Source organism: Streptomyces sp. NPDC041205 (assembly GCF_055591765.1).
This window is the reverse complement of sequence record NZ_JBVIZH010000001.1, coordinates 515,927-542,547: the sequence shown is the minus strand read 5'-3', so window position 1 is coordinate 542,547 and position 26,621 is coordinate 515,927. Positions and strand designations below refer to the sequence as shown.

Annotated in this window: 26 protein-coding genes and 1 riboswitch; of the genes, 14 read left to right on the top strand and 12 right to left on the bottom strand. The window is 72.4% G+C overall.

The features are described from left to right. Positions 1–3: 3 nt before the first annotated feature. On the bottom strand, positions 4–1,155 hold the full coding sequence (locus ACZ6BG_RS02455) for an HAD family hydrolase (protein ID WP_468995817.1): 1,152 nt from the start codon (positions 1,153–1,155) through the stop codon (positions 4–6). 175 nt (positions 1,156–1,330) lie between these two features. On the opposite strand from ACZ6BG_RS02455, the gene ACZ6BG_RS02450 reads away from it, so the two are divergent. The 8 genes from ACZ6BG_RS02450 (at position 1,331) to ACZ6BG_RS02415 (ending at position 7,833) form a co-directional block, all read left to right on the top strand. Continuing rightward, positions 1,331–2,242 (top strand): helix-turn-helix transcriptional regulator, encoded by a 912-nt coding sequence (locus ACZ6BG_RS02450; protein ID WP_468995813.1) that lies wholly within the window; start codon positions 1,331–1,333, stop codon positions 2,240–2,242. Further along, the gene (locus ACZ6BG_RS02445; protein ID WP_468995810.1) at positions 2,239–2,727 is read left to right on the top strand and encodes a VOC family protein; all 489 of its coding nucleotides are present in this window, start codon (positions 2,239–2,241) and stop codon (positions 2,725–2,727) included. The genes ACZ6BG_RS02450 and ACZ6BG_RS02445 overlap by 4 nt, the downstream gene beginning before the upstream one ends. Further along, positions 2,725–2,910, top strand: a riboswitch (cobalamin riboswitch). It overlaps the preceding gene by 3 nt. Positions 2,911–2,968: 58 nt before the next feature. Continuing rightward, positions 2,969–4,012, top strand: a complete 1,044-nt coding sequence (locus ACZ6BG_RS02440; RefSeq protein WP_468995808.1) for an ABC transporter substrate-binding protein — start codon at positions 2,969–2,971, stop codon at positions 4,010–4,012. A 128-nt stretch (positions 4,013–4,140) separates the two neighbouring features. Then, the gene (locus tag ACZ6BG_RS02435) at positions 4,141–5,160 is read left to right on the top strand and encodes a FecCD family ABC transporter permease (RefSeq protein WP_468997862.1); all 1,020 of its coding nucleotides are present in this window, start codon (positions 4,141–4,143) and stop codon (positions 5,158–5,160) included. Between the two features lie 86 nt (positions 5,161–5,246). Continuing rightward, on the top strand, positions 5,247–6,077 hold the full coding sequence (locus tag ACZ6BG_RS02430) for an ABC transporter ATP-binding protein (protein ID WP_468997858.1): 831 nt from the start codon (positions 5,247–5,249) through the stop codon (positions 6,075–6,077). Between the two features lie 36 nt (positions 6,078–6,113). Beyond that, positions 6,114–6,614, top strand: a complete 501-nt coding sequence (locus ACZ6BG_RS02425) for an MmcQ/YjbR family DNA-binding protein (protein ID WP_468995805.1) — start codon at positions 6,114–6,116, stop codon at positions 6,612–6,614. 117 nt (positions 6,615–6,731) lie between these two features. Further along, the gene (locus tag ACZ6BG_RS02420; protein ID WP_468995802.1) at positions 6,732–7,022 is read left to right on the top strand and encodes a DUF6355 family natural product biosynthesis protein; all 291 of its coding nucleotides are present in this window, start codon (positions 6,732–6,734) and stop codon (positions 7,020–7,022) included. A gap of 211 nt (positions 7,023–7,233) precedes the next feature. After that, entirely contained in the window at positions 7,234–7,833 is a 600-nt protein-coding gene (locus ACZ6BG_RS02415; protein WP_468995799.1) for a hypothetical protein, read from the top strand. Between the two features lie 259 nt (positions 7,834–8,092). Here ACZ6BG_RS02415 and arsM read toward each other — a convergent pair whose 3' ends face one another. Further along, on the bottom strand, positions 8,093–8,845 hold the full coding sequence (gene arsM / locus ACZ6BG_RS02410) for an arsenite methyltransferase (protein ID WP_468995796.1): 753 nt from the start codon (positions 8,843–8,845) through the stop codon (positions 8,093–8,095). Between the two features lie 134 nt (positions 8,846–8,979). Between arsM and ACZ6BG_RS02405 the strand changes: the two genes are divergently transcribed. Together ACZ6BG_RS02405 and ACZ6BG_RS02400 are read left to right on the top strand one after the other, a co-directional pair. Further along, complete coding sequence (locus ACZ6BG_RS02405; RefSeq protein ID WP_468995793.1) at positions 8,980–9,366, top strand: ArsR/SmtB family transcription factor; 387 nt, start codon at positions 8,980–8,982, stop codon at positions 9,364–9,366. Positions 9,367–9,378: 12 nt separating this feature from the next. Beyond that, positions 9,379–9,825, top strand: coding sequence for an arsenate-mycothiol transferase ArsC (locus tag ACZ6BG_RS02400; RefSeq protein WP_468995789.1), 447 nt, complete (start codon positions 9,379–9,381; stop codon positions 9,823–9,825). 30 nt (positions 9,826–9,855) lie between these two features. On the opposite strand, the gene ACZ6BG_RS02395 is transcribed toward ACZ6BG_RS02400, so the two are convergent. From ACZ6BG_RS02395 to glnA, 3 genes are all read right to left on the bottom strand, one after another. Beyond that, the gene (locus ACZ6BG_RS02395) at positions 9,856–10,860 is read right to left on the bottom strand and encodes an arsenic resistance protein (RefSeq protein ID WP_468995786.1); all 1,005 of its coding nucleotides are present in this window, start codon (positions 10,858–10,860) and stop codon (positions 9,856–9,858) included. A gap of 208 nt (positions 10,861–11,068) precedes the next feature. Further along, positions 11,069–12,250 carry a chromate efflux transporter gene (gene chrA / locus ACZ6BG_RS02390; protein WP_468995783.1) on the bottom strand — a complete coding sequence of 394 codons (1,182 nt, stop codon included), beginning with the start codon at positions 12,248–12,250 and terminating at the stop codon, positions 11,069–11,071. A gap of 139 nt (positions 12,251–12,389) precedes the next feature. After that, positions 12,390–13,799, bottom strand: coding sequence for a type I glutamate--ammonia ligase (gene glnA / locus ACZ6BG_RS02385; RefSeq protein ID WP_468995781.1), 1,410 nt, complete (start codon positions 13,797–13,799; stop codon positions 12,390–12,392). Positions 13,800–14,030: 231 nt separating this feature from the next. Between glnA and ACZ6BG_RS02380 the strand changes: the two genes are divergently transcribed. Continuing rightward, positions 14,031–14,498 (top strand): RDD family protein, encoded by a 468-nt coding sequence (locus ACZ6BG_RS02380; protein WP_468995778.1) that lies wholly within the window; start codon positions 14,031–14,033, stop codon positions 14,496–14,498. A gap of 176 nt (positions 14,499–14,674) precedes the next feature. Here ACZ6BG_RS02380 and ACZ6BG_RS02375 read toward each other — a convergent pair whose 3' ends face one another. The 4 genes from ACZ6BG_RS02375 to lipB all read right to left on the bottom strand — a co-directional run bounded on the left by ACZ6BG_RS02375 (position 14,675) and on the right by lipB (position 17,958). After that, complete coding sequence (locus ACZ6BG_RS02375) at positions 14,675–15,382, bottom strand: DUF4191 domain-containing protein (protein ID WP_468995775.1); 708 nt, start codon at positions 15,380–15,382, stop codon at positions 14,675–14,677. Between the two features lie 30 nt (positions 15,383–15,412). Beyond that, positions 15,413–15,616 carry an SCO2195 family GlnR-regulated protein gene (locus tag ACZ6BG_RS02370; RefSeq protein ID WP_468997856.1) on the bottom strand — a complete coding sequence of 68 codons (204 nt, stop codon included), beginning with the start codon at positions 15,614–15,616 and terminating at the stop codon, positions 15,413–15,415. Between the two features lie 354 nt (positions 15,617–15,970). Then, the gene (locus ACZ6BG_RS02365) at positions 15,971–16,936 is read right to left on the bottom strand and encodes a lipoyl synthase (protein WP_087883784.1); all 966 of its coding nucleotides are present in this window, start codon (positions 16,934–16,936) and stop codon (positions 15,971–15,973) included. Between the two features lie 149 nt (positions 16,937–17,085). Then, positions 17,086–17,958: a lipoyl(octanoyl) transferase LipB gene (lipB, locus tag ACZ6BG_RS02360; RefSeq protein WP_468995770.1), complete on the bottom strand. Its 873-nt coding sequence runs from the start codon at positions 17,956–17,958 to the stop codon at positions 17,086–17,088. Positions 17,959–18,213: 255 nt separating this feature from the next. Here lipB and ACZ6BG_RS02355 point away from each other — a divergent pair, with 255 nt between their 5' ends. Continuing rightward, positions 18,214–19,656 (top strand): regulator, encoded by a 1,443-nt coding sequence (locus tag ACZ6BG_RS02355; protein WP_087883783.1) that lies wholly within the window; start codon positions 18,214–18,216, stop codon positions 19,654–19,656. Here the strand turns inward: ACZ6BG_RS02355 and ACZ6BG_RS02350 are convergent. The 3 genes from ACZ6BG_RS02350 to ACZ6BG_RS02340 all read right to left on the bottom strand — a co-directional run bounded on the left by ACZ6BG_RS02350 (position 19,653) and on the right by ACZ6BG_RS02340 (position 24,690). Continuing rightward, positions 19,653–21,878 carry a family 20 glycosylhydrolase gene (locus ACZ6BG_RS02350; RefSeq protein WP_468995766.1) on the bottom strand — a complete coding sequence of 742 codons (2,226 nt, stop codon included), beginning with the start codon at positions 21,876–21,878 and terminating at the stop codon, positions 19,653–19,655. The genes ACZ6BG_RS02355 and ACZ6BG_RS02350 overlap by 4 nt on opposite strands. A gap of 224 nt (positions 21,879–22,102) precedes the next feature. Then, the gene (locus ACZ6BG_RS02345; protein WP_468995762.1) at positions 22,103–23,506 is read right to left on the bottom strand and encodes an NAD(P)/FAD-dependent oxidoreductase; all 1,404 of its coding nucleotides are present in this window, start codon (positions 23,504–23,506) and stop codon (positions 22,103–22,105) included. Between the two features lie 179 nt (positions 23,507–23,685). Next, positions 23,686–24,690 (bottom strand): TIGR01777 family oxidoreductase, encoded by a 1,005-nt coding sequence (locus ACZ6BG_RS02340; RefSeq protein WP_468995759.1) that lies wholly within the window; start codon positions 24,688–24,690, stop codon positions 23,686–23,688. A gap of 62 nt (positions 24,691–24,752) precedes the next feature. On the opposite strand from ACZ6BG_RS02340, the gene ACZ6BG_RS02335 reads away from it, so the two are divergent. Continuing rightward, positions 24,753–25,241, top strand: coding sequence for a GNAT family N-acetyltransferase (locus ACZ6BG_RS02335; RefSeq protein WP_468995756.1), 489 nt, complete (start codon positions 24,753–24,755; stop codon positions 25,239–25,241). Between the two features lie 200 nt (positions 25,242–25,441). Next, positions 25,442–26,578: a PP2C family protein-serine/threonine phosphatase gene (locus ACZ6BG_RS02330; RefSeq protein WP_468995755.1), complete on the top strand. Its 1,137-nt coding sequence runs from the start codon at positions 25,442–25,444 to the stop codon at positions 26,576–26,578. The last annotated feature ends 43 nt before the right edge of the window (positions 26,579–26,621 follow it).

Genomic DNA, 26,621 nt, shown 5'->3' with positions numbered 1-26,621 from the left:
CCGCTAGCCGATCTGCTCCGGCGTCACCGTCAGCCACCGCTTGTCCGCCGTCACCGGCTGCCCCAACTCCCGCTGCCGCGCCGCGTTCTTCCGCTTCATCCCGTCCAGCTGCTTCATGTAGCTGTCCTTGCGGTTGACCCACACTCGCACGCCCCCGTGCCGCACGTCCGCCGAGTGGAACAGCATCGGGCCGTCGCTCACGGGGGTGTCCCCGGCGACGAGGACCGGCTTCTTCCACTCGTCGATGTACGTGGAGATGGCGGCGGGCTTGCCCTGGTACCAGGTCAGCGGCGCCCACAGGTTCGGCGTCAGCTCGTACGTCGCGAGCTTCGCCCGGTCCTTCGGGCCGAACCGGCCCTCGGCGATCTCCTTGCGGGCGCTGGTCACCCGGCCCGTCCTCGGATCCTTGAGCTGCAGGCCGACGCCGATGACGTTCTGCGGCTTCACGCCGTACCCGTACTTCGGGTCGGCGAGCACCATCCGCACCAGGTCCTCGCTGGCCGCGCTCACCACGTACACCTCGATGCCGTGCGCGCGCAGCGACTTGTACAGCTCCTGCATGCCGGGGGAGAACTCGGGCCGCTCGACCGTGGTTTTGGTGACCTTGCCGTTCTCGTAGTACGTCGCCGGGATCGGCTTGTCGTACGCCAGGAGGTCGTCCACGTACCCCTTCAGCTTCTTCAGCGTGAAGCCGGAGAAGATCTGCGCCGCCCACGGGTAGCAGACCTGGTCGTCGACCTCGCAGAGCCGGTTGTAGTAGCTGTACAGGCTCTCCTTGTGCGTGGCCGTGTCCTTGAACGGGATGACCTTCAGGGACGGTGCCATCGACGCGCGGCTCAGGACGCCCTTCATCTCCAGGAACGGAAGGAGCGACTCCTCCAGGTCGTGGCGGTACGTCGTGTTGTCCGCGTCGAAGACCGCGTACGCGCCCTTCCCCTCGTTCTTCGCGATGACCTTGCCGAGCTTCGCCGCCACCGGCTTCGGCCAGTGCTTGAGGTCGGCCGCCGCGGCACGGGCCGACGCGCTCGGTCCCTTGCCGTCCGCCGCCTTCGCGTCGGCCGCGGACGGCCACAGTGCGCCGCCCGCGAACACCGCCGCCGCCAGCGCCCCCGACGCCCCGACGACCGCCAGCCTGCCCTTTGCCCGAATAGCCATGGTTCCCGTTCCCTGAGAGCGCTGCGCCGACCCGTCCGGAGCGGCGCGCCATGCTACGAGGACCAGGGGCCCGATTCCCATGATCGAGGTCACCGTGCGTGCCGGGCATGGGACGGACGGAGGCGGGTAGCCGCACCGGACGACAGGCCCGTCCGCGCCCGCGCACAATGGGGTCATGGGCCTCACGGCTACGGACATCACCGCCCGGGACGGCGCCGCCGCCTCCCGCGAGTTCGTCCGCGCCGCGCCCCCGCCCGGCGGCCTGGTCGTGTCCGCCGTGGGCTACCGCAGCAGCGGCCGGCGCCCCGCCCTGCACCGCGGCCTGCCGTCCCCGTACCTCACGCTGATCTTCTCCCTCGACGGCCCCGTCACCACCGGCCGCACCCCCGGCGAGGCGACCGGCCCCGACGCCGTCCGCACGGACATCGTCGTCGGCGGCTTGCACCAGAGGCCCGCGTACGTCGTCCAGCCCGAGCACGAGGCCGGGATCCAGCTCGCCGTGCACCCGCTCGCGGCCCGCGCGCTCCTCGGCCTGCCCGCCGCCGAGCTGGCCGGGCAGCTCGTCACCGACGGCACCGACGTGCTCGGCCGCCTGGCCGCCGACGTACGCGAACGCCTCTGCGAGCAGGAAGCCTGGGGCGACCGGTTCGCCTTCCTCAACGCCTACTTGGCGCGCCGCGCGGCCGACGCCGAGCGCGCCGGGGCGGTGCGGCCCGAGGTCGGCGAGGCCTGGGCCTGGCTCGCCCGGCACCGCGGCGCGGGCACCCTGCGCGGCCTGTCCGCGCACGTCGCCCTCAGCGAACGCCGGCTGTCCGCGCTGTTCCGCGCCGAGACCGGCGTCACCCCCAAACAGGCCGCCCGCCTCATCCGCTTCCAGCACGCGAAGGCGGCCGTCGTCCGCGCGGTCGCCGCGGACGCGCGCCCCGACCTCGCCCGGATCGCCGCCGACTGCGGGTACTACGACCACTCCCACCTCGTACGGGACTTCCGGCAGTACACGGGCGTGAGCCCCAGCGCCTGGATGGCCGAGGAGTGCCGGAATATCCAAGCCGGAGGGCACGCGGGCGGCGAAGACTGGGACGCATGAACAGCAACGAAACCCCGCAGAGCACGCAAAGCGCGCAGACCGGTCAGGCCGATCAGGCCCCTGCGAACCGGCGCGCGCCCGACGTCTGGGCCACCTTCCAGGCCGACGACGCCCCCGCCCTCATCGACTTCCTCGTCGGCACCGTCGGCTTCCTGCGCACCGCCGTCCACGAGGACGGCGACCGCGTCGCCCACGCCCAGCTCGACTGGCCCGAGGGCGGCGGCGTCATGCTCGGCAGCTACGACCCGAAGGCCGCCGAATGGTGCCTGCGGCCGGGCACGTTCGGCGCGTACGTCGTCACCGACCACGTCGACGACCTCTACCTCCGCCTCACCACCGCCGGTGTGAAGGTGATCCGCGAGATCGAGGACCAGCCGTACGGCAGCCGCGAGTTCGCGGTCGCCGACCCCGAGGGCAACAAGTGGTCCTTCGGCACCTACCGCGGTGAGCCCGCCCCGACCAGGAGTGATGCCGCGCCGGAGTGATAGCTTGCGGACGCCAGTCGTACCCGCACCTGGGTCGGGGAATCCGGTGGAAGTCCGGAACTGACGCGCAGCGGTGAGGGGGACGGGCGGGGCCAGCGGCCACTGGGAGTCCACGGACCCCGGGAAGGCGGCCCCGCCCGGACGAACCCGAGTCCGAAGACCTGCTGGCACCGCCGTCCGCACGGGCGGCGGAGTTCGCAGACCAGGCTCCGCGCATGAGCCCTGAGACTCGGGAAGACGTGTGCCTTCGACCACGCGACGCGTTCGCCGTACACCCCTCGCCGCCTTGCTGAGCGCGGGCCTCGTCCTGCTGACCGCGTGCGGCGGCTCGCCCGCGAAGACGTCGGAGAAGGCGCGGGCGGGCTACCCCGTCACCCTCACCGCGTGCGGCGAGCGGACGAAGGTGCAGGCCCCGCCGAAGCGGGCCGTCTCCCTCGACCAGGGCTCCACCGAGATCCTCCTCTCCCTCGGCCTGGCCGACCGCATGGTGGGCACCGGCACCTGGACGGACCCCGTCCTGAAGGGCCTGGAGAAGGAGAACGCCAAGGTCCCGCGGCTCGCCGACCGCTACCCGGCGCTGGAGAAGGTGCTCGACAAGGAGCCGGACTTCGTCAGCGCGTCGTTCCTCTACACCGTCGGCAAGGGCGGCGTCGCCGACCGCGCCAAGTTCACCGAACTCGGCGTACCCGTCTATGTCTCGCCGACCGACTGCGCGGGCAAGGACAACGCCGGTGACGACGACGGCACCCGCACCAAGACCCTCACCATGAACACCGTGTACGGCGAGATCCGCGACCTCGCGCGGGTCTTCGACGTGGAGAAGCGCGGCGAGAAGCTGATCGCGGACCTCAAGTCCCGGGCCGCGCGCGCAAAGAAGTCCATCGACGCCTCCGACACCACCCTCATGTACTGGTTCGCCAACTCCGAGTCCCCCTACATCGCGGGCTGCTGCGGCGCCCCCGGCGTCATCACCCGCGAACTCGGCGTGAAGAACGCCTTCGCCGACACCCGCGAGGAGTGGCCCCAGATCAACTGGGAGACCATCGCCGACCGCGACCCCGACGTCCTCGTCATCGGCGACCTCACCCGCAGGTCCCAGTCCGCCGAGAGCGCCCGCCAGAAGATCAAGTTCCTGGAGTCCAACCCGGCCACGAAGAACCTCACGGCGGTGAAGAAGAAGCGCTACGTCCTGCTCAGCGGTCAGGCCCTGAACCCGAGCATCCGCACCGTCGACGGCATCGAACAAGTCGCGGCGGCGCTGCGCGAGTTCGGCCTCACGAAGTGAGGGGCGCCGCGGACAGCGGTTCGCGTGGCGCCGTGGCCGGTGACGCGTCCTCCGAGGCCGCGCCCGGTGACGCGTCGTCGTACGAGACCGCGCCCGGTGACGTACGACAGGCATCCCCGGCCGGGCGCCTGCGTGCCGCGCTGCGCGGCGCACTCCTCTCCCTGGCCGGACTCGCGGTCCTGTTCCTCTCCATCGCCGTGGCCATCACCATCGGCCCCGCCGACATCTCCGTGCCCGACGTGTGGTCGGCCGTGGCGGCCCACCTCGGCTGGGGCGAGGCGGAGCTGACGCCGATCCGCGACGGCATCGTGTGGAACCTGCGGATGCCGCGCACGGTCCTCGCGGCGGTGTGCGGCGCGGGCCTCGCCGTGTGCGGGGCGGTGCTCCAGTCGCTGCTGCGCAACCCGCTCGCCGACCCGTTCGTGCTCGGCGTCTCCTCCGGCGCGTCCACGGGCGCCGTCGCCGTCGTGGTCCTCGGCGTCGGCGGGGGAGCGCTCACGGTGTCGGCGGGCGCGTTCATCGGCGCCGTCCTGTCGTTCGCCCTGGTCCTGCTGCTCAGCCACACCCTCGGCGACACCACGGACCGGGTGGTCCTGTCCGGCGTGGCCGCGATGCAGCTCTTCTCCGCGCTCACCTCCTTCGTCGTCCTCACCGCGGCCGACGCCGAGACCACCCGCGGTGTGCTGTTCTGGCTGCTCGGCTCGCTGAGCGGCGCGGCCTGGACGGACGTCTGGACGTGCGGCGCGGTGCTCGTCGTCGCGCTCACCGTGTGCCTGCTGCACGCCCGGGCGCTGGACGCGTTCGCCTTCGGCCAGGACGCGGCGGCCACTCTCGGCGTGCACGTGGGCCGGGTGCGCGTGCTGCTGCTCTGCACCACGGCGCTCCTGACGGCGGCCCTGGTCAGCAGCGCCGGGGCGATCGGGTTCGTGGGCCTGGCGCTGCCGCACGCGGCGCGGGCGGTGGTGGGGGCGGGCCATCCGCGGCTGCTCCCGGTCACGGCGCTCGCGGGCGCGGTGTTCCTGATCTGGGTGGACACCCTCGCCCGCACGGTCCTCGACCCGCAGGAGGTCCCGGTGGGGGTGGTCACGTCGCTGATCGGCGTACCGGCGTTCGTGGCGGTGCTGTACCGGACGCGGAAGAGCCGATGACGGTGGAGGAGCGGACGGCGGCGGAGGGACCGACGACGGCGGAGGAGCCGACGGCGGCGGAGGAGCCGACGGCGGCGGAGGAGCCGATGACGTACGAGAAGCCGACGACGTACGAGAAGCCCGCATCCCCCGGGCTCGCGGCGGCCCGCGTCGCCCACGAGGCCGGGGGCCGCCTCATCGTCGACGGCATCACCCTCGCCCCCCGGCCGGGCACCACGCTCGGCCTCATCGGCCCGAACGGCTCCGGCAAGTCCACGCTCCTGCGCCTCCTCGCGGGCGTCCTCGCGCCCGCGGCGGGCGTGGTCACGCTGGACGGCACGCCGCTGCCCCGGCTCGGCCGCAGGGCGACGGCGCGCAGGCTCGCGGTGGTCGACCAGCACGCCGCCACGCAGGTGGAGCTGACCGTGCGGGAGGTGGTGGCCCTCGGCCGCATCCCGCACCGCAGGCCCTGGTCGGGCAGCACGCCCGCCGACGAGCGGGCCGTCCGGGACGCCCTGGACCGCACTTCCCTCAGCGACCGGGCCGACCAGTCCTGGCACACCCTCTCCGGCGGCGAACGCCAACGCGCCCACATCGCGCGCGCCCTGGCCCAGGCCCCCCGCGAGCTCCTCCTCGACGAACCCACCAACCACCTGGACATCCAGCACCAGTTGGACCTCCTGAACCTGATCGCCTCGCTCCCCGTGACGACGGTGATCGCCCTGCACGACCTCAATCTGGCCGCCATGTTCTGCGACGAGATCCTGGTCCTGAAGGAGGGCAGGGCGTACGCGCACGGCACGCCCGCGGAGGTCGTCACCGAGGGGCTGATCGCGGAGGTGTACGGGGTGCGGGCGCGGGTGACGCCACCGGCGGACCCGCTGGACCATGTGTCGGTCCGCTTCCTGAGAACGCCACCGCGGCGACCGGGTCCATAAACTCACCGGAAAACCCGCGGCCAGGGGGAGGCACCCATGACACGCCAGAGGATCCCGGACGACGACGAGGTCCCCCTCGACGTCCTCACCCACCTGCGCGCCGTGTGCCTGAACCTCCCCGACGCGCACGAGGAACCGGCCTGGATCGGCACCCGCTGGCGCATCCGCGCCGCGACCTTCGCGCACGTCTACCTGACCGACCTGACCCGCTCGGACTCCCCGTCGGCGCGCGCCATCGCGACCGAGGGCCTCACCACGATTCTCACGTTCCGCTCGCACGGCGAGGAGTTCGAGGCGCTGACCAACGCGGGCGCCCCGTTCTTCCGTCCCTCCTGGGGCAGGAACGTCGTGGGCATGCGCCTGGACGGGACCACCGACTGGGCCGAGGTGGCGGAACTCCTCACCGAGAGCTACCGCGTTCAGGCACCGAAGAGGCTCGCGGCGCGGGTCGGCGGCCCACCCCAGGCGACCGGATCCCCGCTTGAAAACGGAGGAGATCCATCCGATCGGCGGAGGGGTGAACGTTCTTCCAGGTGAACGGGGCGCCATTCGATCAACTGGGGTGACACGGGGCTGCGATCCTCGGGCCGAAAGCCGCCCCGGACCGCTCACCGTTCCGGGCCGTACCGTCCCTGCCTGACCAAGGAGTTCCCCGTGCCCGTCCGCCGCCTGGTGACCAGTGCCTTCGCCGCCACCGCTCTCGCCCTCACGTCCCTGGGCGCGGTGACCGTCACCGCGACCCCCGCGGCCGCCGACCCCTGCGGCTTCTACGAGACGTCCGCCGACGCCTTCTACAACCACTGCACGTCGGACGGCTCCCGCGTCGTCATCCAGGTCCGGGTCGCCCTGGCGCCCGACTACGAGCGCTGTGTCGGCCCCGGCAAGACGTGGCTGGGTTCGGCGGACAAGATCCAGGGGGCGCATTACGTCGGCCGCACCTGCTGACGACCGCACTTCGGTGAGAAGGTGACGCTGCCGGCGGGCAGCGCCACCAGCGGCCCGGGCGAGCGCGTCAGCGCACGCCCGGGCCGCCGCCGTTTCCCCGGCACCGGCCCGCCCCACCCTGGGCGACCTCTGATGGTCTGCACCAATAAAGTAGAGTCTGTGCCTGCGCGACGTATCCGAGTCGCATCAGGCCCTGCCGGAGAGCCAGTTGATGATCCCTCGCATACGTACGACAGCGCGCGCCGCCGCCCTCGGCGCGGCAGCCGTCCTCCTGACCGTGGCCTGCGGCGGCCAGGCCGACCGGTCCGATGGCCCGTCCGAACGGTCCGCCGAGCCGCCCGCGTCCAGCTCGCCGCCCGCCGATGAGGGACAGCTCGTCGAGTGGGGAAAGGGCGACGCGGAGGACGCGTTGCGGCGGGCCGACAGGGCTCTCGGCTACGACGACACGCCTGCCGAACTGGTCGACAGCGACGTCACGTCCTTCTCTGACGGGCTCAGGAAGACGTTCCCCACGCCGGGCGAGCGGCCCTACCGCCTCGACATCACCTGCGTGGCCCCGAACACCGACGAGATCACGCTCACGCTCGGCCGCGGTGGCGACGAGCAGGAGTGGGTCGTGCCCTGTGGCGAACGACAGGCGGACCAGTTCAACATCCCGGCAGGCGTCGCCCCGTTCACGGCCCGCGTCGCCCCCGACGCACGGCGGTCGGAGGACCTCGCCGAGATCGTCTGGCGCCTGAACACCATCGCCGAGGACGACGTGTTCGAGTGCGAGGACGACATCGTCGGCTGCGACGAGGACGGGTCATAGTCGACTCATGGCCGCCTCATGGCTGACTCGTAGCCGACGGCTAGAGGCTGTCCAGGAAATTGCCGACGGCCTCCACGACGCGGTTCTTGCGGCGGTGCGCCTTGCTGCAGTAGAGCCGCCTGCGCCATCTGCGGCGCGGCTGCGGCACCGGTGTGTTGCACCATGTGCACGGCAATGTCCGTGCTCTTGCTCCCCCGTACATGCCCGCACTTTAACCGGTGGGCTTGCTGGCCGGCGGACTGGCTAACCGGCGGACTGGCTAACCGGCGGGCTTGGTGGCGCGGACGATCGCGGAACGCATGCTGTCGGCGACGGTGTGGGTCACGGTGATCTCGACGTCGGTGAAACCCGCCGCCTCCAGCCCCCGCCGGTACTCGGCGAAGGACAGCGCCCCCGCGATGCAGCCGACGTGGTCGCCGCGTTCGGCCCGCTGGGCGGGGGTGAGGGTGTCGTCGGCGACGACGTCCGAGACGCCGATACGACCGCCGGGGGCCAGCACGCGGAACATCTCCGCGAAGACGGCGGGCTTGTCGGTGGACAGGTTGATCACGCAGTTGGAGATCACGACGTCGACGGTGTTCGCGGGCAGCGGGACGGCCTCGATGGTGCCCTTCAGGAACTCCACGTTGGTGGCGCCGGCCTTCTTCTGGTTGGCCAGCGCGAGGGCGAGCATCTCCTCGGTCATGTCCAGGCCGTACGCCTTGCCGGTCGGCCCGACCCTGCGGGCGGACAGCAGCACGTCGATCCCGCCGCCGGAGCCGAGGTCGAGGACGCGCTCGCCTTCGTGGAGGTCGGCCACGGCCGTCGGGTTGCCGCAGCCGAGGGAGGCGGCGACGGCCTCGGCGGGCAGGGCGGCGCGCTCGTCGGCCGCGTACAGGTCTCCGCCGAAGCCTTCGTCGACCTCGACGGCCTCGGGACCGCAACACCCGGTGCCGCCCTCGGCGACCTGGAGAGCGGCGGCCGCGTACCGCCGACGGACGGTCTCGCGCAGGTCAGCTGACTGATCACTCATGACGGGCCTCCTCAAGGGAACGAAACGGACTTCGTGACCGGAGCTCTCGATCGAGCCTCCCGATCGGGAGCCATTGATTCGAAGTCTGTCGATGCAAGGTTGCGCCTTGGATCGAAGCTTGTCAACATAGAGAAATGTCGAAACAAGAGCTCGTGGTGCTGGGGCAGACGGCCGCGGACGGCTGCTGCCCGGAGCTGCTGACCGCACCCCTGGCCGAGGATCAGGCCGTCGAACTGGCCAAGGTGTTCAAGGCGCTGGGCGACCCGGTCCGGCTACGCCTCCTTTCGATGATCGCCTCGGGCGCGGACGGCGAGATCTGCGTCTGCGACCTGACCCCGGCCTTCGACCTCTCCCAGCCGACGATCTCCCACCACCTCAAGCTCCTGCGGCAGTCCGGACTCATCGACTGCGAACGGCGCGGCACCTGGGTCTACTACTGGCTGCGCCCCGAGACGACCGACAAGCTCGCCGGGATCCTCACCCGCCCCGGACAGCCCGCCCCCGCCCAGCTCCGCAAGTGACCGAGGAAGCCCATGCCTGACACCTCAGACGCCTCAGACACCCCAGACACCTCTGACAGCCGCAAGCCGTCCGTACTCTTCGTCTGCGTCCACAACGCGGGCCGCTCCCAGATGGCCGCCGCCTGGCTGGCCCACCTCGCCGGGGACCGCGTCGAGGTCCGGTCGGCCGGGTCCGCCCCCGGCGCCGCCGTGAACCCCGCCGCCGTCGCGGCCATGGCGGAGGTCGGCATCGACATCTCCGACCGGGCGCCGAGGCTCCTCACGGTCGACGCGGTACGGGAGTCGGACGTCTGCGTCACCATGGGCTGCGGCGATGCCTGCCCCGTCTTCCCCGGCAAGCGCTACCTGGACTGGAAGCTGGACGATCCGGCCGGACGGGGCGTCGCCGCCGTACGCCCGATCCGCGACGAGATCGAGGCCCTGGTCCGGGGCCTGCTCGCGGAGATCGCGCCTGAGTAGCCGCCTTCGGGGACGGGACGCGGGCGCCGGTCACCTCGTCGTCGGGGTCCGCTCGGCCCGCGCCCCCTCGGGCAGCAGCCGGGGGACAGCCCTGACGTAGACGACCATGCCGATGACCTCGACGAGGGTCTGCGTGACCACGATGACGGCGGCGATGGCGTAGGGGTCGGGCAGGGCCAGGGCCAGGGGCAGTACGACCAGGGAGTTGCGGGTGGCGCCGGTGAAGACGAGCGCGCGCGAGCCGGGGGTGTCGAGGTGGAAGAGGCGGGCGACGGCCTTGCCCGCGAAGGCCATCGCGAGCAGGAACAGGGCGTAGAAGGGGACCACGGCGGCCACGTCGGTGAGGTTCCCGCCGAGCTTGGGGACCTGGGAGGCGACGACGGTCAGGAGGGTCGCGGCCATGAGCGGGACCATCGTGGTGGTCGCGGCGTCGGACACCTTCTGCCCGGTCGGCCCGCGCCCGGCCCACGCCTGCAGGGCCCAGGCCAGGGCGAGCGGTACGACGATCAGGACGAGGAACGCTTCCAGGAACGGGCCCGCCTCGACGATGTCACCCAGCTCCGGGCCCATGAACACGTACAGGAAGAGCGGCAGCAGGAGCATCTGGCCGATCAGCAGGAGCGGCGTCGCGGCCAGCAGACGGCGGCTCGCGCCGCCCGCGAGCCCGGAGAAGACGATCACGTAGTCGACGCACGGGCACAGCAGGACGAGCAGCACGCCGACGCGTACGGCCTGGTCGGCGGGCAGGAAGGCGAACATCGCTGCGACCACGAGCGGTACGACGGCGAAGTTCACCACCAGGGCGGCGGACAGGAACCGGGCGTCCTTGAGGGAGCGCAGCAGTTCACGGGCCGGTACCTGGAGGAAGGTCACGAACAGCAGGGCCGCGAGGACCGGGTTGATGGCGTGCTCCAGGCCGGGCCCGGCGTCCGGCGCGGCCAGCCCGAGTGCGGCGCCCGCGGCCATCGCGCCCAGGTAGATGGCCACTTGGTGGTCGTCCATCCGGTCCACCAGGCCCCGCGCGTCCTGCGACATCCGTGCGTACGTCCTTCTTGGTCGCCCTCATCCGTTTCGGTCGGCCGGAGGGTCCATCCTCACAGGTGAGGGGCGGCCCCGAGCCGGTGACCACTCCGCACGGGTCGGCGAGCGACGGACCGGTCACCCGGCCTCAGCGGACCGGCCGCCCTGGCTTCAGCGGACCGGCCGCCCTGGCTTCAGCGGACCGTCGCCCGCCCCCCCGGCCTCAACCGACCGACCACCCGCCCAGAGCCACCACCGCGCCCAGAGCCCCGGCCGCGAGCAGCGCGCCGACCACGCCGCGGCGGGCCACCAGCAGCCAGACGGCGGCGCCGACCAGCACCCCGTACTGCCACAGGTGCTGGAGGGCCAGCGCGAGGGGGATCGCCGAGCCCATGATTGCGCCGATGACCGCGGGCCCCGCGCCGGTGAAGAACGCCTGCACACCGGCGTGGGCCCGGATCCGGTCGAACCGGGGACCGCCGAGGACGACGAAGAGGAAGGAGGGGGCGAAGGCCACGGCGGCGGCCAGCAGCCCGCCCGGGATCCCGGCCGCCGCGTAGCCGACGACGGCGACGGTCTGCACGACGGGGCCGGGGGTGACCTGCCCGAGCGCGACGGCGTTGAGGAACTGGCCGTCCGTCATCCACTGGTAGGTGTGGACGGCGTCGGCCTGCATCAGCGGAATGATGACGAAGCCGCCGCCGTAGGACAGCGCCCCGACCTTGAACGCCACCCACGCCAGCGCGGCCGTCCCGCCCACGGCGGGGGCGGCGACCGCGAGCGGCAGCGGCCACGCGGCCCGCCGCCCCGAAGCGCCGCGGGTGCGCACGCCGACCTCCAGCAGACCGGCCGCGACAAGGACCAGCACCATCCACGGGCCCACGACCGCGGCCGCCGCGCCGCCCGCGAGGAAGTAGCAGAACCAGCGGGCCCGGGCCGCCCGCCGCTCACCGGCCCGCCGCCAACTCGCCGGAATCAGCGCGGTCGAGGCCTGGACGGCGACAGCGGCAACGGCCGCGCCCGCCCCGGCGGCAGCACCGCGCACCCACAGCGGCGGACTACCGGCGAGGAACAGGGCGGCCAGGGCGAGGATCAGGACAAGCCCCGGCACGATGAAGGCCAGTCCACCGACCAGCGCTCCGGCCAGGCCACGCAGCCGCCAGGCGCACAGGATGGCCAACTGGGTGGAGGCAGGCCCCGGCAACAGATTGGTAGCCGCGACCCCGTCCTCGAACTCGGCCGCCGAGATCCACCCCCGCCGCTTCACGCACAGTTCCCTGAGCAGGGCGACATGGGTGGGCGGCCCTCCGAACCCGACACAGCCGATGCGCCCCCACTCCCGGACGATCGCCCCGAGCCCCACCCGCGTCCGTCCGCCCTCGGACACCCCGCTCGCGCCGTCCACGACACCTCTTCCCCGCACCGGTTACCTCCAGGCGGCGCGACCCTACCGGCCGAGCGTGAACGGGCGGACACGACCGGAGGCCGCCACCATGCCGGTGACGGCCTCCGAAAGCTCACAGCACGCGAAGCGCCTGCGCGGCTCAGATGTCGAAGTACAGCTCGAACTCGTGCGGGTGCGGCCGCAGCTGGATCGGGGCGATCTCGTTCGTGCGCTTGTAGTCGATCCACGTCTCGATGAGGTCGGACGTGAAGACGCCGCCCGCCTGGAGGTACTCGTTGTCCGCCTCGAGGGCGTCGAGGACCGCCGGGAGGGAGGTCGGGACCTGGGGGACGCCCGCGTGCTCCTCGGGGGCGAGCTCGTAGAGGTCCTTGTCGATCGGCTCGGCCGGCTCGATCTTGTTCTTGACGCCGTCGAGGCCCGCGAGGAGGAGGGCCGAGAAGGCGAGGTAGGGGTTCGAGGACGGGTCCGGGGCGCGGAACTCGACGCGCTTGGCCTTCGGGTTGGAGCCCGTGATCGGGATGCGCATCGCGGCGGAGCGGTTGCGCTGCGAGTAGACCAGGTTGACCGGGGCCTCGAAGCCGGGGACCAGGCGGTGGTAGGAGTTCACCGTCGGGTTCGTGAAGGCGAGCAGCGACGGGGCGTGCTTGAGGATGCCGCCGATGTAGTAGCGGGCGGTGTCCGAGAGGCCCGCGTAGCCCTGCTCGTCGTAGAAGAGGGGCTCGCCACCGGTCCACAGGGACTGGTGGACGTGCATGCCCGAGCCGTTGTCGCCGAAGATCGGCTTCGGCATGAAGGTCGCGGTCTTGCCGTTGCGCCAGGCGACGTTCTTCACGATGTACTTGAAGAGCATCAGGTCGTCGGCCGCGGCGAGCAGCGTGTTGAACTTGTAGTTGATCTCGGCCTGGCCCGCCGTGCCCACCTCGTGGTGCTGGCGCTCGACCTTCAGGCCGGAGTTGGCGAGCTCCAGGGAGATCTCGGCGCGCAGGTCGGCGAAGTGGTCGACCGGCGGGGCCGGGAAGTAGCCGCCCTTGTAGCGGACCTTGTAGCCGCGGTTGTTCTCGAGGGCACCCGTGTTCCAGGCGCCGGCCTCGGAGTCGATCTCGTACATGGAGCGGTTCGCCGTCGTCTCGAAGCGCACCGAGTCGAAGACGTAGAACTCGGCCTCGGGGCCGAAGTACGCGGTGTCGGCGATGCCGGTCGAGGCCAGGTACGCCTCGGCCTTCTTCGCCACGTTGCGCGGGTCGCGGCTGTACTGCTCGCCGGTCACCGGGTCGTGGATGAAGAAGTTGACGTTGAGGGTCTTGTCGCGGCGGAAGGGGTCCACACGGGCCGTCGTCAGGTCGGCCACGAGCGCCATGTCGGACTCGTGGATGGCCTGGAAGCCGCGGATGGAGGAGCCGTCGAACATCAGCTGCTCGTCCGGGTCGAACGCCTCGGCCGGGACCGTGAAGTGCTGCATGACACCCGGCAGGTCGCAGAACCGGACGTCTACGAACTTCACGTCCTCGTCCGCGAGGAACTTCTTGGCTTCGTCGGCGTTCTGGAACATCCAGCTCCTCCTGTTCCCGCCCGGGAAGGAGCGGGGTTGCAGCTCGGTGGTGCGGCCAGTGCGGTGGCACACGCTGGGACCCGACCATAGGGACGGGGGATTTCTCAAGCGTGACCCATTTGTTTCGCCGAAGTTAACCGGCCCGGGTGCGGGACCCCGGCGTACGCCTTTCTCGGGGCACGACGAGACCCACCTCTCCGCGTACGAAAACGGGCACAGTACCGTGGACGGGTGGACAACAGGCAAGCAATCGGATCGTGGCTCTCCGGCCCCCGCGCGGCGGCCGAGGACGCGGGCGTCGACTTCGGATACCGCGGCGAGCAGCTCGGCCTGCCCGAGGAGGGCCCCGGCTCCATCGCCCGGCCCGGCCGCCGCATCGGCGCCATCGCCATCGACTGGGCGCTGTGCATGGTCATCGCGTACGGCCTGCTCGCGCGCGGCAACCCGCAGGCGATGGGCAACTGGGCGCTCGGGCTCCTCTTCGTGATGAGCCTGCTGACCGTCGGCACGGTCGGCAGCACGCCCGGCAAGCGCCTGCTCGGCCTGCGCGTCGTCAGCGAGGAGGGCGGCCGCCTCGGCCCCGTCCGCGTCCTCGTCCGCAGCGCCCTGCTGTGCATCGGCATCCCGGCCCTCATCTGGGACCGCGACGGCCGTGGCCTCCACGACCGGCTCGCCCGCGCGGTGCAGGTGAGGATCTAGCCGCCCGCGGCACCGGCGGTCGCCGCCGCGGTATACGTCCGTACACGTCGTGATACGACGATGGGGCGTCCGGAACCGAATCGGTTCCGGACGCCCCATCGTCGTAAGACTCTGGTCGGGCGCTGTTCTCCGCGCTCAAGGAACGGCTGCGAACAGCGAAGGGAACGGCGGCGGTGTCACCGCATCTTGGGGCCGCCCCGTGGGACCCTCGCGCCCTTGGGCATGGGCCCCTTCGGCAATGGCATGTTGCTCATCAGATCCCCCATCGCCTTCAGCCGGTCGTTGGTCGCCGTGACCTGCGGGCCCTGGAGGACGCGGGGGAGCTTCAGGAGCGTGGTGCGGAGCTTCTTGAGCTCGACCTGGCCCTCGCCGTTGCCGACGATCACGTCGTGGACGGGGACGTCCGCGACGATGCGGGCCATCTTCTTCTTCTCGGCGGCCAGCAGCGGCTTCAGCCGGTTCGGGTTGCCCTCGGCGACCAGGACGATGCCGGCCTTGCCGACGGTGCGGTGCACCACGTCCTGGCTGCGGTTCATCGCGATCGCGGGGGTCGTCGTCCAGCCGCGGCCGATCTTGTCGAGCACCGCGGCCGCCGCACCGGGCTGGCCCTCCATCTGCCCGAAGGCGGCGCGCTCGGCCCGGCGTCCGAAGACGATCGCCATCGCCAGGAAGGCGAGGATGAAGCCGAGAATGCCCAGGTAGATGGGGTGGTCGATCCAGAGGCCGATCGCGAGGAAGACACCGAAGGTGACGATTCCCACAGCCGCGATGATGAGACCGATCTTGGAGTCGGCCCGCCGGGTCATCTTGTAGGTCAGGGCGATCTGCTTGAGTCGCCCGGGTTCCGCGGCCGAAGCCGCCGCGGTGGTTTCCTTCCTCGCCATGCCTCGAAGTCTACGTGGCCCTGGAGGCGACTACGACGTGCGGGTTGCTCCTGCCTCTTCCAGTACGCGCTGTGCCTCGACCCGGTCCTTCGCGCGGCGCCGGTCCTCGAGGACGGACGTCCAGGCGTTGCGGCGCGCGGTGCGCTGGCCGCCGCTCATGAGCAGCGATTCGACGGCGCGCAGCGCGTCGGTGACGGACGGGATGGCGGTGGCGCGAACGGGCGCGGCCTGCATGGTGATGCCCTCCGGGGGAGCGACAGTTGACGGGGGAGCGCTGTGAGGGGGTGCCTGGCTCTGGGGGAAGCCCTCCGGGATCCGGGGAGAGCCCTGCGTACGGAAACGATCCATGTGCTCTGGGTAAGGCTGTACGTGTGGTAATTCCAGGGTCACTGATTGGTGTTACCAGGGCGTGACCGACCGGTCAAACACCGATGAAACCTTGACGCGGGGCCCCAAAACGCTGACGCGGCCCATGCGATCCCGTTCACCTGCGGGGATCGTAGGGGCCGCGTCATTACGGTCACTACTGGCTGGTAGTCACTTGTGCGCCGATTCACACAGTGGGTGCGCGCCTGGCATGTGCCCGCGTCACACCGCTTGCGAGGCCACGTACGCGCCGCGCCGCTCGATCGCCATCTGGTACAGCCGCCCGGCGCGGTACGAGGAGCGGACCAGCGGGCCGGACATGACGCCGGAGAAGCCGATCTGCTCGGCCTCGTCCTTGAGCTCCACGAACTCGTGCGGCTTGACCCAGCGCTCCACGGGGTGGTGGCGCACCGACGGGCGCAGGTACTGCGTGATCGTGATCAGCTCGCAGCCCGCGTCGTGGAGCTGGCGCAGCGCCTCGCTGACCTCCGCGCGCTCCTCGCCCATGCCGAGGATCAGGTTCGACTTCGTCACCAGACCGGCCTCGCGGGCCTCGGTGATGACCTTCAAGGAGCGCTCGAAGCGGAAGCCCGGGCGGATGCGCTTGAAGATGCGCGGCACCGTCTCCACGTTGTGCGCGAGCACCTCGGGGCGGGAGGAGAAGACCTCGGCCAGCTGGTCCGGCTCCGCGTTGAAGTCGGGGATGAGCAGCTCGACCTTGGTGTGGCCGCCCTCGCGCTCGGCGGTCATCGCGTGGATCTGGCGCACGGTCTCCGCGTACAGCCAGGCGCCGCCGTCCTCCAGGTCGTCGCGGGCGACGCCGGTGATGGTGGCGTAGTTCAGGTCCATCGTGACGACGGACTCGCCGACGCGGCGGGGCTCGTCGCGGTCGAGGGCCTGCGGCTTGCCGGTGTCGATCTGGCAGAAGTCACAGCGCCGCGTGCACTGGTCGCCGCCGATGAGGAACGTGGCCTCGCGGTCTTCCCAGCACTCGTAGATGTTCGGACAGCCCGCCTCCTGGCACACCGTGTGCAGGCCCTCGCTCTTCACGAGCTGCTGCATCTTCGTGTACTCGGGGCCCATTTTCGCCCGGGTCTTGATCCACTCGGGCTTGCGCTCGATGGGGGTCTGGGCGTTCCGGACCTCCAGGCGCAGCATCTTGCGTCCGTCGGGTGCGACTGCGGACACATCGGCTCCCTGATAGCTGGCGTAACTTCGATTCGTCGGCGCACCCCAGGGTACGCCCGCGATGTCATTGGACTTACTTCTGGCCAACCTCCGGCCCGAGGGGTGCATTCCCGCTCGGGCGCTCAGGGGTCGGCTCCGGGCCCGGACGGCTAGGCGAGCGCGGTCTCGGGGGCCCCGGTCGCCTCGTGGGCGGGCCCCGGCACCTCGGCGGCGGGCTCGGTCGCCTCCGTGGCGGGCTTCTCCACCACCCGCGGCCTGAGATCCGCGTTCTCCAGTACGTCCCGCAGATGCCTCTCGGCCACCGGCAGCACGTCCGCGATCGTGAGGTCGCGGCCCACCTCGTGCGCGATGGACGTCACACCCGCGTCGCGGATGCCGCACGGCACGATCCGGTCGAACCAGGTGTTGTCCGGGTTCACGTTCAGCGCGAAGCCGTGCATGGTCACGCCCTTGGCGACGCGGATGCCGATCGCGGCGACCTTGCGGTCCTCGCGGCGCTGGCCGGCGTTGGAGGGCGCGTACTCCGGGCCGTTCAGCCGGGGGTCGAACTCCTCGTCCGTGAGGCGCGGATCGAAGTCGAGGCTGAGCCCGCCGAGGGCCGGGCGCGACTCCACCGGATCGCCGAGGACCCATACGCCGCTGCGTCCCTCGACGCGCGTGGTTTCGAGACCGAACTCGGCACACGTTCGGATAAGTGCGTCTTCCAGGCGGCGTACGTGTGCTACGACGTCCACCGGACGCGGCAGCTTCTGGATCGGGTAGCCCACGAGCTGGCCCGGACCGTGCCAGGTGATCTTGCCGCCGCGGTCCACGTCCACGACCGGGGTGCCGTCCAGCGGCCGCTCGCTGTCCTCGGTCCTGCGGCCCGCCGTGTACACCGGCGGGTGCTCCAGGAGCAGGCAGGTGTCCGGGACCTCGTCCGCGAAGCGGGCGGCGTGCACCCGTCGCTGCTCGTCCCAGGCCTCCTGGTACTCGACGGACTCCGGACCGAAACCCAGCCGGATGAATCGAATCTCGCCCACGACACGTGCCTCCCTAAGAACCATCCCCGTGCACCGGACCCGCGCCTGCACGGAAACCTTCACTGTGCACGGATCGCGCCCCTGCCACTGTACGTCCGGCGGAATCCCGTCAGCTCTCCGGTCAATCCTCACACGATCGGATGAATGCAGCTTGAAGGCCGAGATGGGGCCCGTAGGGGCCGCTACATTCGCGCCGTTCACGAGGCCATAAGGGCTGCTCAAGGCAGGCCCGGAAGGCAGGAGACCGCACAGCTGATGACGGAACGACCCCCGCAGCGCACCCCCAACCGCCAGCTAGCCGCGCTCATCGCGGAAGCCGGGTTCTCCAATGCGGGCCTGGCGCGCCGCGTCGATCAGCTAGGGCTCGAGCACGGTCTCGATCTCAGGTACGACAAGACATCGGTGACACGCTGGCTCAGAGGCCAGCAGCCCCGCGGCACGACCCCCGCACTGATCGCGGAGGTCTTCACCCGGCGCCTCGGCCGGCGCCTGTCCGCACAGGACCTCGGGCTCGACGCGTGCGCGCCCGTCTACGCGGGCCTGGAGTTCGCGTCCTCGCCCGAGGAAGCCGTCGACATCGTCGGCGGCCTGTGGCGCAAGGACTCCGGCAGCCACGCCGAGCTGCGCAAGATCGCTTTCACCCCGGCCGGGCTCGTGGTGCCGAGCCGGGACTGGCTGATCGGCCGCGCCGACGAACGCGTCGCCCGCGGCGAACCGCCGCAGACACCCCGCGTGCCCCCGCAGGGCCGCCCGATCGTGCCCCGGCAGCGCCGCGACACCGACCGGGGGCCCGGCCACCGGGTCACCGGCGGCGACATCGCGGCCCTGCGCTCCGTCGGCGAGCTGTTCCGCGCGCTGGACCACGCCTACGGCGGCGGGCACGCCCGCCAGGCCCTGGTGCGCTACCTGGAGCACGAGGCCGAGCCGATGCTCCGCGGCACCTACGGCGAGCAGGCGGGGCGGCGCCTGTTCGCGGCCGCCGCCGACCTGACCCGGCTCGCGGGCTGGACGTCGTACGACATCGCCGCGCACGGGCTCGCCCAGCGGTACTTCGTGCAGGCGCTGCGCCTGTCGCAGGCCGCGGGCGACCGCGCGTACGGCAGCTACGTCCTGGTCACCATGAGCCGCCAGGCCGTCTACCTCGGCCACGGCCGCGAAGCCGTGCAGCTCGCCCGCGTCGCCCAGCAGGGCGTCGGCTCCTCGGCGCCGCCCGTCGTGCAGGCCCTGCTGCACGCCGTCGAGGCGCGCGGGCACGGGGTGCTCGGCGAGGTGCGGGCCTGCTCGGCGTCCATGGTGCGCGCCGAGCGCGCCCTGGAGACCGCCCGGCCCGGCGACGAGGTGCCGTACTGGGCGCGGTTCTTCGACGAGGCACAGCTCGCCGACGAGTTCGCGCACTGCAACCGCGACCTCCAGCAGTACCGCGCGGCCGCCCAGCACGCCGAGCGCTCCCTGCAACTGCGCGCCCCCGGCTACGCCCGCAGTAGGCTCTTCTGCCGCGTCGTCCTGGCCTCCGCGCGCCTCGGCCTCGGCGAGCTGGAACAGGCCTGCCAACTGGGCGCGGAGGCGGCCCAGGCGGCGGGCGAGATGCGGTCGGTGCGGGCGGTGGAGTACGTACGCGACTTCGAGCGCCGCCTGGAGCCGTACCGGGACGCGGCGCCGGTGCGGGGGTATCGCGACCGGGTCGCGGCGCTGGGCTAGTGGGGTCGGGGGCGGCCGGTCGTGGCCGCCCCCGACCGGGCGACGTCCTCGGGCCCCAACGCCACGTCCCACGTGGCGAGGTCGTCCAGGTCCCCGCGCAGCGAGGCCCGCTCCGTACCGATGGACCGCATCGGCAACGGCATCGACGCGGGGACGGCCCCGACCCGCACCCCGTCCGCGTACAGGACCGTGCGACCGGGCGAGGCGACCCACGTCAGCCGCACCCACCGGTCCAGCGGCAGGGCGTACGGAAAGCTGAAGTCGGCCTCTCCGTAGCGGGTGAAGCCCACCCGTCCCGTGCCGTGCTGCATGAGCTTCAAGGCCCCCGCCTTGGAGCTCAGCAGCACCTGGTCGTCCGTCCGTGCCGTCGCACGGACCCGCACCGACACGGTCCAGGGCTCCGCCACGTCCACACCACCGAAGCCGACCCCGTCCCGGTCCGAGTCGAAGCGCCAGGCCTGCCCGCGCACACCGGGTACGGGCGTGGGGTTGTCGATGATGTAGGAGGTGCCGGGCAGGTCGCCCGCCACGTCCTCGGCGAAGATCGTGTTGCCGGGGCTGCCCGCGTACGTCCAGCCCTTCGGGTACGCGGCGTCGTCGAAGGTCCAGTGGTGGCTCGGCCGGTCCCGCACCCGGGGGCGGGACCACGCGGGCGTGGTGCCCGGGGGGTCGCCGACGCGGGCGGCGCGGGTCCGGAAGCCGGCGAGCGTGTCCGGCGTCGGGGAGCCGTTCCAGGTGCGGTCGGCGAGGATCGCGCGGGGGCCCGCCAGATGCTGTTCGACGTACTCGTCGTCGGCCCAGAAGTTGTAGTCCGCCCAGTTCACGACGCCGGAGCCGAGCATGTCGGGGGCGGTGCTCGGTGCCCAGGTGTCGTACATCCAGGGCTCGTCGGGGTACTTGTGGTGGTAGGTGTTCGGGGTGTTGTAGAAGGGTCCGATGGCGATCTCGTCATGGCCCGGAATGGCGGGCTCCGCGCCGGTGCCCTCCCAGGTGAGGAAGACGACCGGGGCGTGCACGCGCTGCCGCGGCGCGGCCAGGTGCTCGGAGCCGTTGTAGACGGCGGTGCGCTTGCCGTGCGAAGTGACCACGTCGTCCAGGGTGTTGATGTACCGGTTGAGCAGGTCACCGAGGGTCGAGACGTCGGGCGCGGCGGCCAGGTGCTCCTTCACACGCGGGCACGCGGCGAGCTGACCCGGCACCTCCTCCGCGCCGATCGAGAACAGCGGCGCGTCGAACCAGCCCGCGAACTCGTCGACGATCTCCTTGCTCTTGGCGATCGCCTTCTCGCTGGTCATGTCGATGATCCAGTCCGGCGTGAGGTGGGAGTGCGTATGGGCCCCCGTGCACGCGCCCGGCCCCGAGCCGAAGCCGACGCCGAACGCCTCGCTGATCACCGTGGCGTGGCCGGGCAGTTCGAGACCCGGCATCACCTGCACGTGATGCCGCGCGGCGAAGGCCTTCAGCTCCTCGATGTCGGCGCGGCTGTAGCTGTGGTCGGGGTCGGCGAGCCCGGGGAACCGCGGGCTGTACAGCCGGAAGCCCTCGGACTCCGACAGATGCAGGAACAGGGTGTTGAGCTTCTGATCGCCCATCCTGCGGATCAGGTTCCTCAGGTACGGGATCCGCCAGTACTTGCGCCCCGCGTCCAGGTGGACCATGCGGACCGCCTGCGCGGGCCGGTCGGCCGAGCGGGCGCGCGGGACGGCGCGGTGGTCGGCGGCGGTGGTGCGCAGAAGCTGGAGGAGGGTGCGAGTGCCGTAGTACAGGCCGTGCGTGGAGGCGGCGGATACGCGCACGGGGCCCGTGCTGTCGAAGTGGTAGCCCTCGGCTCGCGCCTCGGCGGGTGCGTCTTGGGCGGCGGCGAGCGTGAGGACGATGTCGTCCCGGTCCGGTCGGCCGCCCGCGACGACGCGCGGGGCGATCCCGGTGACCTGCTCGATCTCCGTACGCAGCCGGGTCGCCAGCGCGCGCACGGGCTGGCGTGCGGGGCCCGGGAATTCGGCACGGCCGGACGGCAGCGCGGTGGCCGACGCTTGCCGAGGGTCGATCAGGACGCGGGTGCGGTGGGTGAGTTCGGTGCGCCCCGGGAGCGCGGTCCAGTCGGTGGGGCGGGGGACGACGGACGGCACGCTGTCGTCCGGCCGGGGTGTGCCTGTGCTGTCCTCCGGCCGGGGTGCGCCCTGGCCGTCGGCATGGGCGGTCGGCGCCGTCAGAGATCCCATGAATAGGCCCAGGATGAGTGTGATCACCGGCAAGGTGCGACGCACGTCAGTCCTCCCGCGGCTCGGCGGTCCGATGCCCGGATCCGCTGGGACGGTAGTGCTGTGCGGGGTCGGTGACAAGACCGTGGGACGGCTGAAGCCCCCGCGTGGGGGGCGCGGGGGCTTAGGGGGAGCCGGCCCGACGAGTCGGACAGGTCCGATGAGTGGGCCCCGGGGGAAGGGCCTCAGGCGGCAGCGGGTAGCGACTCCTCCGCGCAGGCGGGGCGGATGCCGAGGTCGGCGAGCGCGGCGTGCGCCGCCCTGCGCCCGGAGTGCAGCGCGCCCTGCACCGTGCTGGTGTCGCGGTGGTCGCCGCACACGTAGAGCCCCGCCAACAGCCGTACGGGACGGCGCAGATCGTGCGGCGGCGGCATCGCGGGCACCGCCTCGCGCGTGCGGTGCACGGCCAGCAGCTCCCAGCGGTCGGTCGGCGTGCCGTACAGCTTCGCGAGATGGCCGAGCACGGACCGCTCCAGGTCCTCCGGGGGCGTGCCGAGGACGGTCGAGGACACCAGGGTCCGGCCCGCGGGCGCGCGTGTGGGGTCGACGTGGCTGACGACGGCCGTGTGGGAGACCGGCCCCTCGCGGTCGGCGTCCAGGAGGAGCGCGGGTCCGGCGAGCGGCGGCTCAGGGACCGCGTGGTGCACCACGGTGACCGGGTGGAACGGCGGTACGCGCAGGCCGGGGAGGAGTTCGGCGGCGGCGCGGGCGTCCGTGGCCAGCAGGACACCGGCGCAGGTCAGTTCGCCGTGCTCGGCGGTGGTCACGCGGTTCGCCGACACCGAGGTGACGCGGACGCCGGTCCGTACGGTCCCGGGCGGCAGCGCGGCCGCGAGCAGCTCCGGCAGGGCGTCGGCACCGCCTTCGGGCAGGCACAGGCGGCCGCGCGCGAAGGCGTGCAGGGCGAGGTCGGCGCACCGGCTCGACGTCGTCAGGTCCGGGTCGCACAGAAGAGCCGACAGGAGCGGGCGCAGGAACCCCTCGATGGTGCGCGCGGGCAGCCCGCGCGCGGACAGGGCCTGGGCCGCGGGCAGTTCGGGGCGCGCGAGGAGCCGTCGCACGGGGGTCGCCGCGATCCGGGCGAGCGCCGCGCCGAGGCGGGCCTGGTCGAGTGCGCCGCCCAGCGGTGCCGTGCGGGACGGCGGCCTGGAGGGCCACGGAGTGGTCCTGGACGGGGGCCGGGGCGGGGCGCCCGGGGCCGTGCGGGCGGGCCGCGGCACCCGGGGGGCGCTCGCGAGGGCGCGCGCCGCCGTGAGTGCGCCCCTCGCGCTCCGTCCGCCGCTCGGCTCCACCATGCGGTGGTGCCTGCCGGCGCTGTGCACCAGCAGACCGGGGGCGAAGGGGCGCAGAACGAGTGCGTCGAGACCGGGCGTGTGACGCAGTTCCGGATACGACGTGGTCAGCAGTTGCCCGATCCTGTCGAGCCGGAAGCCGTCCACCTTCTCGGTGGACATCCGGCCGCCGACGTAAGGGGCGGCCTCCAGGACAACGGTCGTTACACCGGCGCTGGTCAGCTGGTGGGCGGCCGACAGTCCCGCGACCCCGGCTCCCACGATGACGACATCCACATGGTGCGCAGGCTCTGGCACGTGCTCCTCCCGGAGGTTGCGCGGCTCGCTCGACTGCTGGGGAGCCTTATGCCCTCACGAGGGCGGTGGAATCCCCGAGTTCCGGTCGAGGGTAGGAGCGTGGACGGCCGCTGGGAGTCGCGCATGGACCGGGCACGGACGCACGGCGGTCGCACGGCCGGGCGGGGGCGGTCCGGGCGTCAGGCCAGCGCGGCCCTGACGGCGTCCTCGATGCCGGGGTGGGTGAACGCGAACCCGGACTCCATGAGCCGTGTGGGGAGGACGCGCTGGCTGCCGAGGACGTCCCCCGCCATCTCGCCGAGGACCACCCGCAGCGCGGGCGCGGGCGCGGTGAACACCGTCGGACGGTGCAGCACCCGGCCCATGGTGGCCGTCACCTCGCGGTTGGTGACCGGCACCGGGGCCGTCAGGTTGAACGGCCCCGACAGGTCGTCCCGCGCGAGCAGATGCCGCAGCGCCGCCACCTCGTCGTAGAGCGCGATGAAGCTCCAGTACTGCCGGCCGTTGCCGAGCCGCCCGCCGAGGCCCGCCTTGAAGAGCGGGAACATCCGCCCCCAGGCACCGCCCCCGCGCGCGACGACCAGGCCGGTGCGCGTGAACACCGTGCGCACGCCCGCGTCCTGGGCCGCTGCGGCCGCCTGCTCCCACGCCACGCACATCGACGGCAGGAACCCCTCTCCAGGAGGGGCCGTCTCGTCGACCGCGCGCTGACCGGTGTCTCCGTAGTAGCCGATCGCGCTGCCGTTCAGGAACACCCGAGGCGGCTCGTCGAGGGCCGCCACGGCGGCCGCGAGCGTCCTGGTGCCGAGCACCCTGCTGTCGCGCAGCTCGCGCTTGTACGCGTCGTTCCAGCGCCGGTCGCCGATGCCTGCGCCCGCCAGGTTCACCACGGCGTCGCAGCCCGCGAGCCCGGCGGCGTCGACGTACCCCTCCTTGGGGTCCCAGCGCACCTCGTCCTTCGCGCGCGGGGCCCGGCGCACGAGCCGCACCACCTCGTGGCCGTCGTCCGACAGCGAGCGCGTGAGCGCGGAGCCGATGAGGCCGGAGGCGCCGGACACGGCGACGCGGCGCGGCTTGTGCGGGGGCTCCGCCGGGTTCACCTGGTCCTCCTGGTCTTCCTGGTTCACGAGGTTCGCCTGGGCCGCCGGATCCGTCGACTCCGGGGGCGACGCGTGCTGCTCCATGGGGCCATCCTGCCGTGAAAGGGACGGTTGTGCCGTCGTACGCCCGCCGTACAGTGGCGCTCATGCAGCAGACGTACATACGCACCGCGCGGGCCGACGACGATGCCGCCCTGGCCCGCATGGACCGTGCGAACTGGTCCACCGTGCACTCCGTGCAGCCGCGTCCGCAGCCACCCTACGAGCCGTTCTTCTCCGACCGCTTCGGCCCCCGCGACCACTTGGTCGCCGAACTCGGCGGTCACGTCGTCGGCTACATAAGACTCGGGTTCCCCACCCCGCTGGCCGTGAACGCGCACGTGCGCCAGATCCTGGGCTTCGTCGTCGCCGACGAGGTGCGCGGCAAGGGCGTGGGGCGCGAGCTGCTCCAGGCCGTGGTGGCGGAGGCGCGCCGCCAGGGCGCGCGCCGCATCACGCTGCGGGTGCTCGGGCACAACACCGCGGCGCGCACGCTCTACGAGTCCGAGGGGTTCGTGACCGAGGGCGTGCTGCCCGGCGAGTTCCTCCTGGACGGCCAGTACGTGGACGACGTCCTGATGGGCCGCCCCCTCTGACACCGGGCCGCCGGGGCCCGGGCGGCCGCCCGGTGGAGCGCCCGGCCCGGCACACCTGACGGACCGGCCCGGCGTGCGCCCGCCACGCGCGCGTAGGAGCGTGGACACGTCCTCCACTGAGCGTGGACACGTGTAGCGCGCGCGAGGACGCGTCCTGTGCGGGCGTGGGCCCGTCCTCCGGCCCGCCGGAAGGAGCACCGATGATCAGGGCCGCGGCCAGGCGCCGCAGCGCGCGGGAGGCGGGCTGGCACCGCGGCGCGCCGACGCCTCCCTGGGCGCGCTGGCCCGCTCCGGTGCTCCTGGTCCTGACCTGCGTCATCCAGCTCGCGACCCCCAAGACGCTGGACCTCAGCTTCCTGCTCGCCGCCGTACCGCCGCTCGCCGCTCTCGCCTACGGGCCCGCGGCCACCGCGCTCCTCGGCGGCACCGTCCTGCTGCTGCTCTCCCTGCCGCAATACGACCTGGGGCACCCCGGGGAGAGCGACACCGCGACCGTCGCCTTCGTGGCGGTGCTCAGCGTGCTCTTCTCCTGGGTGCGCAGCCGCCGGGACGCCCAGCTCGTCACCGTCCGCACGGTCGCCGAGGCGGCCCAGTTCGCGGTCCTGCCACCGTTGCCGGAACGCGTGGGCCCGGTGCGCTGCGCGGGCCTGTACCGGGCGGCGCAGCGCGGCACCCTGGTCGGCGGTGACCTCTTCGACGTGCGCAGGGGGCCCTGCGGGGTGCGGGCCCTGGTCGGGGACGTGCAGGGGCACGGGCTCGCGGCCGTCGGGACCGTCGCGGCGCTGCTCGGCGCCTTCCGGGAGGCGGTCCTCGACCAGGGCGACCTGGAGGGTGTCGCCGCGCGCCTCGACCGGCGCCTGGTCATCGACTCCGAAGACGCCGAACACGGCGAGCCCGGCGAACTCTTCGCCACCGCCGTCCTCCTGGAGTTCGGCGCCACGGCCGGTGAACTGCGCCTCGTCTCCTGCGGCCACCCGCCGCCCCTGCTGCTGCGCGACGGCGCGGTCACCGAACTCGACGTCACGCCCGGCCCGCCGCTCGGTCTCGGCATCGCGGGAGTGGTGCCGCCCGAGCCGGTCGTCGTCGGCCTCAAGCCCGGCGACTGGCTGCTGACCGTCACGGACGGCGTGACCGAGGCGAGGGACGCGTCCGGGGCCTTCTATCCGCTGGTGGAGCGGCTGCCCGCGATCTTCGCGGCGGAGCGGCGCGATCCGGCGGCCTTCACCGACGCCATCTGGAGCGATCTGGTCCGGTTCTCCGGTGGGGTACGGGACGACGTGGCGCTGCTGGTGTTCGTGGTGGAGGGGGCGGGGGCGGGTGCCGCGGCGGGGGCGTAGCGGGGTGGTGCGGGCTGCCGGGGCAGGGCGGGGTCCCGGGGCG

Bases quoted from the DNA above. Each gene is read 5' to 3' on its own strand.
- ACZ6BG_RS02455 (WP_468995817.1), bottom strand. From the start codon at position 1,155: ATGGCTATTCGGGCAAAGGGCAGGCTGGCGGTCGTCGGGGCGTCGGGG.
- ACZ6BG_RS02450 (WP_468995813.1), top strand. From the start codon at position 1,331: ATGGGCCTCACGGCTACGGACATCACCGCCCGGGACGGCGCCGCCGCC.
- ACZ6BG_RS02445 (WP_468995810.1), top strand. From the start codon at position 2,239: ATGAACAGCAACGAAACCCCGCAGAGCACGCAAAGCGCGCAGACCGGT.
- ACZ6BG_RS02430 (WP_468997858.1), top strand. From the start codon at position 5,247: ATGACGTACGAGAAGCCGACGACGTACGAGAAGCCCGCATCCCCCGGG.
- ACZ6BG_RS02425 (WP_468995805.1), top strand. From the start codon at position 6,114: ATGACACGCCAGAGGATCCCGGACGACGACGAGGTCCCCCTCGACGTC.
- ACZ6BG_RS02415 (WP_468995799.1), top strand. From the start codon at position 7,234: ATGATCCCTCGCATACGTACGACAGCGCGCGCCGCCGCCCTCGGCGCG.
- arsM (WP_468995796.1), bottom strand. From the start codon at position 8,845: ATGAGTGATCAGTCAGCTGACCTGCGCGAGACCGTCCGTCGGCGGTAC.
- ACZ6BG_RS02405 (WP_468995793.1), top strand. From the start codon at position 8,980: ATGTCGAAACAAGAGCTCGTGGTGCTGGGGCAGACGGCCGCGGACGGC.
- ACZ6BG_RS02400 (WP_468995789.1), top strand. From the start codon at position 9,379: ATGCCTGACACCTCAGACGCCTCAGACACCCCAGACACCTCTGACAGC.
- ACZ6BG_RS02395 (WP_468995786.1), bottom strand. From the start codon at position 10,860: ATGTCGCAGGACGCGCGGGGCCTGGTGGACCGGATGGACGACCACCAA.
- glnA (WP_468995781.1), bottom strand. From the start codon at position 13,799: ATGTTCCAGAACGCCGACGAAGCCAAGAAGTTCCTCGCGGACGAGGAC.
- ACZ6BG_RS02375 (WP_468995775.1), bottom strand. From the start codon at position 15,382: ATGGCGAGGAAGGAAACCACCGCGGCGGCTTCGGCCGCGGAACCCGGG.
- ACZ6BG_RS02370 (WP_468997856.1), bottom strand. From the start codon at position 15,616: ATGCAGGCCGCGCCCGTTCGCGCCACCGCCATCCCGTCCGTCACCGAC.
- ACZ6BG_RS02355 (WP_087883783.1), top strand. From the start codon at position 18,214: ATGACGGAACGACCCCCGCAGCGCACCCCCAACCGCCAGCTAGCCGCG.
- ACZ6BG_RS02350 (WP_468995766.1), bottom strand. From the start codon at position 21,878: ATGGGATCTCTGACGGCGCCGACCGCCCATGCCGACGGCCAGGGCGCA.
- ACZ6BG_RS02340 (WP_468995759.1), bottom strand. From the start codon at position 24,690: ATGGAGCAGCACGCGTCGCCCCCGGAGTCGACGGATCCGGCGGCCCAG.
- ACZ6BG_RS02335 (WP_468995756.1), top strand. From the start codon at position 24,753: ATGCAGCAGACGTACATACGCACCGCGCGGGCCGACGACGATGCCGCC.
- ACZ6BG_RS02330 (WP_468995755.1), top strand. From the start codon at position 25,442: ATGATCAGGGCCGCGGCCAGGCGCCGCAGCGCGCGGGAGGCGGGCTGG.